Annotated in this window: 7 protein-coding genes; 3 read left to right on the forward strand and 4 right to left on the reverse strand. The window is 63.4% G+C overall.

Annotation, left to right across the window (positions count from 1 at the left end):
• Positions 1–37: 37 nt before the first annotated feature.
• Complete coding sequence (gene purU, locus JOZ76_RS18220; RefSeq protein ID WP_291700431.1) at positions 38–901, reverse strand: formyltetrahydrofolate deformylase; 864 nt, start codon at positions 899–901, stop codon at positions 38–40.
• Positions 902–1,035: 134 nt separating this feature from the next.
• Between purU and JOZ76_RS18225 the strand changes: the two genes are divergently transcribed.
• A complete protein-coding gene (locus JOZ76_RS18225) occupies positions 1,036–1,878 on the forward strand; it encodes a uroporphyrinogen-III synthase (RefSeq protein WP_291700419.1) in 843 nt (280 codons plus the stop codon).
• A 92-nt stretch (positions 1,879–1,970) separates the two neighbouring features.
• Here JOZ76_RS18225 and fcl read toward each other — a convergent pair whose 3' ends face one another.
• The 3 genes from fcl to JOZ76_RS18240 form a co-directional block, all read right to left on the reverse strand.
• Positions 1,971–2,927 (reverse strand): GDP-L-fucose synthase, encoded by a 957-nt coding sequence (fcl, locus tag JOZ76_RS18230; RefSeq protein WP_291700421.1) that lies wholly within the window; start codon positions 2,925–2,927, stop codon positions 1,971–1,973.
• Positions 2,908–3,993: a GDP-mannose 4,6-dehydratase gene (gmd, locus tag JOZ76_RS18235; RefSeq protein ID WP_291700424.1), complete on the reverse strand. Its 1,086-nt coding sequence runs from the start codon at positions 3,991–3,993 to the stop codon at positions 2,908–2,910. Before gmd ends, fcl begins: the two co-directional genes overlap by 20 nt.
• 161 nt (positions 3,994–4,154) lie before the next feature.
• Positions 4,155–4,847, reverse strand: a complete 693-nt coding sequence (locus JOZ76_RS18240) for an adenylate/guanylate cyclase domain-containing protein (protein ID WP_291700425.1) — start codon at positions 4,845–4,847, stop codon at positions 4,155–4,157.
• Between the two features lie 398 nt (positions 4,848–5,245).
• Between JOZ76_RS18240 and JOZ76_RS18245 the strand changes: the two genes are divergently transcribed.
• Both JOZ76_RS18245 and JOZ76_RS18250 read left to right on the forward strand, forming a co-directional pair.
• On the forward strand, positions 5,246–6,487 hold the full coding sequence (locus JOZ76_RS18245; RefSeq protein WP_291700427.1) for a YcaO-like family protein: 1,242 nt from the start codon (positions 5,246–5,248) through the stop codon (positions 6,485–6,487).
• A 135-nt stretch (positions 6,488–6,622) separates the two neighbouring features.
• Positions 6,623–7,834 (forward strand): BTAD domain-containing putative transcriptional regulator (locus JOZ76_RS18250; RefSeq protein ID WP_291700429.1); only part of this gene is annotated, 1,212 nt, incomplete at its 3' end.

Raw genomic sequence — 7,834 nt, forward strand, 5'->3', positions numbered from 1 at the left:
TCGGCTGGAGCCCCCGCGCCTTCCACCCGGTGTTCACCTAATCAACGAACACCACGGTCTTGCGGCCGTTCGGGATCACGCGGTCGTCCAGGTGATAGCGGATCGCCCGCGCCAGCACGCGGCGCTCGATATCGCGGCCCTTGCGGACGAGATCGTCGGGCGTATCGCGGTGACTGATGCGCTCGACGTCCTGATCGATGATCGGCCCTTCGTCGAGATCGCGGGTCACGTAATGGGCCGTCGCGCCGATCAGCTTGACGCCGCGCTCATGCGCCTGGTGGTAGGGCCGCGCACCCTTGAACCCCGGCAGGAACGAGTGATGGATGTTGATGCAGCGGCCCGACAATTTTGCCGACAGATCGTCGGTGAGGATCTGCATGTAGCGCGCCAGCACCACAAGATCGGTCCTCGTCGTTCCCACAAGGGTCCAGATGGCCGCTTCCTGCTCGTCCCTGATGTTCTTGGTGACAGGCAAATAGTGAAACGGGATGCCGCCGAAGTCGAGCCCGGCATAGGTCTCGCGGGGATGGTTGGAGACGATCGCGGTCGGGATCATCGCCAGTTCCCCGGTGCGCCAGCGATAGAGAATGTCGACCAGGCAGTGATCCGACTTCGAGACGAGGAGCATCACGCGCCGCCTGTCGCCGCGATCGCGCATCTGCCAGTCCATGGCAAAACGCTCCGCAATCGCGGCAAAGCCGGTCTGCAGCGCGGCCAGTTCCACGGCGAGGTCGGCGGCGGTGAACACCACGCGCATGAAGAATTTTCCGGTCTCGACATCATCGAATTGCTGGGCATCCAGGATGTTCTGGCCGTTGTGAGCCAGGAAGGTCGAGACCGCCGAAACGATGCCGGGACGATCCGGACAGGACAGGGTCAGCACATATTGATGGGGGGGCATGGAGGGCATGATCAGTTCTTGTGCAGCGGCGGATTTTTCGCAGGCCTCCTGTATCATCGGCGGCGCCCTTGCGCCAATGCTGGCGGCAGAGCATGGATGAACAAAAGCTGTCCCCAAATGTTGGAAGCGACATCATGGTCGACCGATTGAATGGTTACCGGATCCTGATCCTGGAAACGCGGGAAGAAGCGCAATTCTCGCGCCTGCTCGCCGAACAGGGCGCAGAGGTGGTGCAATGTCCGATGTTTTCGATCCAGGATGCGCCAAATGCCGCGCCGGTCGAGGACTGGATCGCGCGCTGCATCGCGCGGCCGTTCGACGACATGGTGTTCTTGACCGGCGAGGGCCTGCGCCGCCTGATGAAGGTGGCGCGACGCCTGGGCAATGACCAGGATTTCGTCGCCGCGCTCGGCAAGGCGCGCAAATTCGCGCGCGGACCCAAACCCGGCCGGGCGCTGCGCGAGCTTGGCCTGGAGCCGCAGCAAACCACCGAGAAGCCGACCTCCGAAGGGGTCGCTGAGATGCTGGCGCGAATTGAGCTCGGAGGTCACCGGCTCGGCCTGCAGCTTTATCCCGACAAGGACCATGGCCCATTGATCGGCGCGATATCAGCGCAGGGCGCCGAGGTCGTGACCGTGTTGCCTTATGTCTATGACGCCAAGGCGGCCGACACCAACATCGTGACCGCGATTGAGGAGATGGCGCAAGGGCGCATCGATGCGATCGCGCTGACCAGCTCGGGCCAGCCGCGCCGCCTGTTCGAGGTGGCACAGGCGCATGGCTGCGAGGCGCGCTTGCGCGAGGGATTGGCGGTGACCCCGATCGCCTCCGTCGGTCCGGTCGTGTCGGAGGAATTGCTGGCGCGCGGCATCGAGACGGACATCCTGCCGGCCAACGAATCGTATTTCATGAAGCCGCTAATCTCGGCAATGGCGACGGCCCTGGCAAAAAGCCCTCCCAGGGTCGAGACTCGATAATTGAGTTCGTCATTCCGGATGGTCCGAAGGACCAGACGCGGAATCTCGAGATTCCAGGTTCGATGCTTCGCATCGCGCCGGAATGAGAGCAATCACTCCGCAGCCTGCCTGGTCTCGCTCAGATAGGCCTGGTAGGCGAGCCGGATCCCATCCTCAAGCGACGTCTTCGCGCGCCAGCCCAGCCTGTCGATGCGGCCGACGTCGAGCAGCTTGCGCGGCGTGCCGTCGGGACGCGACGTGTCAAAACCGATCGCGCCGGCATAGCCGACCACAGCGGCGACTACGCGTGCAAACTCGGCGATGGTGATGTCCTCGCCGGTACCGATGTTGATCAGCTCGGCATCGGAATAGACTTTCATCAGATGCACGCAGGCATCCGCCATGTCGTCGACATAGAGGAATTCCCGCCGCGGCGTGCCGGTGCCCCACACCACGACATCAGAAGCACCCGCGAGCTTCGCCTCGTGAAAGCGCCGGATCAGGCCCGCGACGACGTGGCTATATTCGGGATGGTAGTTGTCGCCGGGTCCGTACAGGTTGGTCGGCATCACGCTGACAAAATCGCTGCCATACTGGCTGCGATAGGCTTCCACCATCTTGATGCCGGCGATCTTGGCAATCGCATAGGGTTCGTTGGTCGGCTCCAAGGGACCGGTCAGCATCGAATCCTCGCGCAGCGGCTGGGCCGCGAGCTTTGGATAGATGCAGGAGGAGCCGAGAAACATCAGCTTCTCGGCGCCGTTCAGATGCGCCGCATGGATTGCATTGGCGGCGATGGCGATGTTGTCATAGATGAACTCGGCCCGCAGCGTGTTGTTGGCGACGATGCCGCCGACCTTCGCGGCCGCCAGGAACACGACCTGCGGCCGCTTCCGCGCAAACCAGTCGAACACGGCGGCCTGGTCTCGCAGGTCGAGTTCGCCGTGCGCGGCGGTCAAGAGCTCGACGCCCTCCTGCGCCAAACGGCGCACCAGCGCGGCGCCGACCATCCCACGATGCCCGGCGACGAAGACCGTCTTGCCCTTCAGTTCAAACGGCGTTTTTGCCATTGGCAGCCTCTTGCCGCGCGATCTCGAGATCGCCCGCCACCATTTCCCTGACGAGCTCCCCAAAACTCCGCTTTGGCGTCCAGCCGAGTTTTTCACGCGCCTTGGCGAAGTCCCCGATCAGCAGGTCGACCTCGGTCGGACGGAAATAGGCCGGATCGATGCGCACCACGGCCTTGCCGCTCTTTTTGTCGATGCCGGTCTCCTCGACGCCCTTGCCGCGCCACTCGATGGTACGGCCGACCTCGGCGAACGCCAGCTCGATGAATTCGCGAACCGAACGGGTTTCCCCGGTCGCCAGCACGTAATCGTCGGGCCGATCCGCCTGCAGGATCATGTGCATGCCTTCGACGTAATCCCGGGCATGGCCCCAATCGCGCCGGGCTTCCAGATTGCCGAGATAAATCGTCTCGTCCAGCCCGACCTCGATCCGCGCGACCCCGCGGGTGATCTTGCGGGTCACAAAAGTTTCACCGCGGACCGGGCTCTCATGGTTGAACAGGATCCCGTTCGCGGCAAACATGCCATAGGCCTCGCGATAATTCACCGTGATCCAATAGCCGTAGAGTTTGGCGACGCCATAGGGGGAGCGCGGATAGAACGGCGTGGTCTCCTTCTGCGGGATCTCCTGCACCAGGCCATAGAGTTCAGAGGTCGAGGCCTGGTAGAACCGCGTCTCGTTCTCCATGCCCAGGATCCGGATCGCCTCCAGGAGCCGCAGCACCCCGATCGCGTCGGCATTGGCGGTGTATTCCGGGCTTTCGAAACTGACCGCGACGTGGCTTTGAGCCGCGAGATTGTAGATCTCCGTCGGCCTGATCTGCTGCACCAGGCGGATCAGGTTGGTGGAATCGGTCATGTCGCCATAGTGCATCAGGAACGGCACGTTGCCGGTGTGCGGATCGGCATAGAGATGATCGACACGGGCGGTGTTGAACGAAGACGAGCGCCGCTTGATGCCGTGCACGGTATAGCCGAGGCCGAGCAGATATTCGGCCAGGTAGGATCCGTCCTGCCCGGTCACGCCGGTGATCAGCGCCACGCGCCGCTTCGCATTTTTCTCCGCCATCATCACTCCAATGTCGCACCGTGGCGCGCACCGCGCCGCCTTTCTCGGAGCGAACAAGGCCTTGGCGGACCTTGCCGGCCGCCAAAGTCCCTCACATCGCCCGCAGCCCTTACCACTCCGGGCCCGCCGGTGTCTAATGCCAAACTCGATCGAAATGTACGCTACCAGCGTAGATCGATGTCGCCATTGCAGCTCGCCGTGCGTTTGCTCAGCAATTCGCTCGGCTGATTTCGAAGCTTCCAGACATGGAGGGGGGTATGCCGGCCGCGAACGAACACGGGACCGGCGCTGACGAATTGCGTCAGATCGGACGCCAGGGATTCGCGCCTCGCCCTTTGGATCAGGTCGTCGCCGACCACGATCTTGGTGCCGAGCGTCTGCGCCTGCTTCTCGAGCCGGGCCGCGACGTTGACGGCATCACCAATGAGCGTCGGACCGAAGCTTCTCGAACTCGTCAGCGTGCTGGTCCAGACCTCGCCATACTGCAGACCGATGGAGACCGACACCGAGGGTGTCCGGTCATTGCCATAGTCGCAACCCAGCACGTGAACCTGTTCGAGAATCCGTCGAGCGCATTGCAGGGCTTTCGTTGCCGAGCCGGTCGTGCCGGGCATATCCCAGAACGTCGCCAGCGCCCCGTCGCCCTGATACGAGTTCAGCTCGCCCCGGAAGCGGGACACGAGGTCGGTTACGACGTACTGAAAATCGCTGAGCAGACCGAACACGGCTTCAGGCGGATCGTCGATGCAGATCCGCATGAAATGGTCGAGGTCGACGAACATGACCGCCGCGTGCCGGTGGAGCGGCGGTTCAGGATATGGAATGAAATCGGTTGGGGGCTCGGTGGAGATCATGTTTCGATCCTTTCGAGACAGCGCCCATGTTCGCCTGAACGGGCTCGAACCTACGCATCCCATCGTGAAACCGCCGTGAATCGGGCCTACGCGACGGCTTCACGGGGCCTTCGCACCGAGCGTCGTCCGAATGGCATTGAGCCCACGGAATTGCGCTGCCAGCGGCGATTTCGCTCGCGACGGTATCGAGGGAAGGTCGCAGGCGACGGGCACCCGCCATTCCGCGCCGGCCAGCGACAACGACTTTTCACGTCCCGTTGACGAGACGCCTCCGAGCTCCGAACCTGCTGCGCCCCACGCATGCCCGCGGCGGCGATGGCATCCACGACCGGAGTTGAGTACGATAGAGAGTTGGCGATTGAGAGTTGCAATTTTTTCGAGTTTGAGACGCGTTCATTATGTATCTCGCTCCGCTCAACCTGTTCTCCGGATCCGGCGAGACGTTGTTGGACAGCATTGCGGGTCTGGCCTCGCCCGAGCTCGTCGCGCTGGCGAGCCGTCTCGCGCGCGTGTTCTCGATCGCATCGCCCTTCGCACCCGGACTTCACTGCGTCGGCGGCGAAATCGTGATCAACTCCGATCTGTCGGCAGAGGCCGCCGCGACGCGATTGAGCGTCACTGGAAACGGCGAGACTGCCGCAACAGCGCTCGTCGCATGTCTTGGTGAGGCGGCCGAGTTTCTTTCGCAGTTCGAGCGAACGGGCGACATCGAGGAAGTGACCGCAGACCGCGATCGCGCACGTCTTGTCGCCGACGGCTGGATCGCCGAAGCGATCGCCGGCGCCGATCGGCCGATCGACTGGATCAGGGCCTCCGACGCGTCGACCGGGGAGATTGCGCTGCTCCCGGCAGATCTCTGCCTCAGGCGCCCGCCGCACAGACGCACGATTTCGCCGGCCGGCGCGTTGTCCTCGGGTGTGGCGGCAGGACCGAATTTCGAGACGGCGGCGCTTCGTGCCGTTCTGGAGCTCTGCGAACGCAACGCCGCGGCGATGTGGTGGCTTGGCGGTCGCCGCCCCCGCCATTTCGCGCTGGATCATCCGGCCACGAAAGCCGGCGCCGAACTGATCGAACGATTGCGGATGGGCGTGACGGCGAGGCGGACGCTGCTGCTCGATATCACGACGGACAACGAAGTCCCGGCTGTCGCAGCCGTATCGGTCGACCATTGCGGCCGAGGGCTGGCTTGCGGCCTGTCGTCGCGGCTTACCGCGAGCGACGCGGCAAAGGCTGCAATTCTCGAAATGTGCCAGATGGAAATGGCCGCGCCGGTCGCGGCGGCCAAGCGCACCGAGGCCGGTGACGCGGCGCTCAACGAGGCCGATCGCCGTCATCTGCGCCGCGCGGAATTTGCGGCAATGGACTGCGAACTGCTTCATCCATGGGACATCTCGTCGCATGCGGCGGGCAGACTGCCGACGGGCTCGGGACTGGAGGGGCTTGTGGGCCATCTGCGCGCCAAGGGAGTTCGGCTCTATCTGCTCGACCACACAAGGCAAGACGTCTCCGTTGCCGTCGTCAGGGCCGTTTCGCCTGACTTGCAACCCTTTTCGACGGCCGTCTCGACGAAGCGATTTGTCGAGACGCGGTGTGACCGCGAAGGCGAGATCATCGCAGAGCACGAGATACCATTGCTCTGATATACACCGGTGACCTATTTAGTTGCACGTGCCAGCCTCAAGCAGGCAAAAATGCTCGATCATAGGACGCGTAAGCGAGCTGGAGCATCAGCCGTGGAAAAAGGCGATAGTCCTGAAGCGCCGGCGAGTGGGCAGGTGACCGTCCGTCTTCTCGGAGATTTTGCAGCCGAGTTCGGTGGCCGCAAGATCTTGCTGGGTACACGCAAGGCGAAGGCCTTGATTGCCTACCTTGCTCTTTCGGACAACGCACAGGATACGCGCGAGCGCCTCGTCGGGCTGTTGTGGAGCGAGAGCGACGAAGAGCGCGCGCGTGCCTCGCTGCGCCAGGCGGTGCACGACATCAGGCTGGCCTTCGATCATTTGGGGTTCGCCGGGTTCAGCATCGACAAACAGGCGCTTTCGCTGAGGCGTGACCAGCGGGCCTGCGATGTCGACGAGGTGCTCGCCGCCGTCACGCAAGGCGTCGTGCACCCGCGGCTCCTCGAAACTCAGCGGATCACCGACACCCTGCTTTCCGATCTCGACAACATCGATCCGGCCTTTCAGGTCTGGGTGCTGACCAAACGCCAGCTGCTGCTTGACCGGCTGACCCTCGCGCTCGAACGCATGCTGCCGACCGACGGCGGTCCGGGCGAGGCGAGCGATGCTGCCTTGGCCCTGCTCAATCTCGATCCCACGCACGAAGTCGCGTGCCGACATCTCATTCGCACACGCGCCCTGCGCGGCGACATCGGCGGAGCGTTGAAAATCTACAAGTCGCTGTGGGATCTTCTGGAGGCGGACTACGACGTCGAACCGTCGAATGAAACCCAGGCCCTGATCGTCGAGATCAAGCAGATGCCGGGTCTCGGCGAACAGCCGCAAGCCCCGACGCTCGCCCCGGTCCTGCCCGAGACTCAAGGCGAGGCGTCGAGCCCGAAGCAACTCTTCATCTCGGTCTGCGCCTTCGAGGCGAGCGGCGTTCCGCAGGACATGCGCCACCTCGTCGACGGATTCAGGCACGAATTCGTGGCCTGCCTTGCACGTTTTCGCGAATGGTCGGTCCGGACCTTGCCGCCGGTTTGGGGACCCGAGCCGAGAACCTCATCCTCGCCGCCGGAGTATATCGTCGAAGGCACGACCTATGAGTTGAACAACACGGTTCGGCTTGTCGTTACGCTGCGCGATGCATCGACATCGGTCTGCATCTGGAGCCAGCGCTATTCGATCACGCTGGCCGCGTGGTTCGAAACCCAGGAGCGGATCGTCCGCCAGATCGCCCAGGCCCTGAACGTCCACGTCTCCGCCGAACGGCTGCGCCGCTTCGCAACGGCCAATGAAGTCCCCGTGGAGATCCATGACCGCTGG

The sequence above is a fragment of the Bradyrhizobium sp. genome (genome assembly GCF_019244115.1).
Taxonomy (GTDB): domain Bacteria; phylum Pseudomonadota; class Alphaproteobacteria; order Rhizobiales; family Xanthobacteraceae; genus Bradyrhizobium.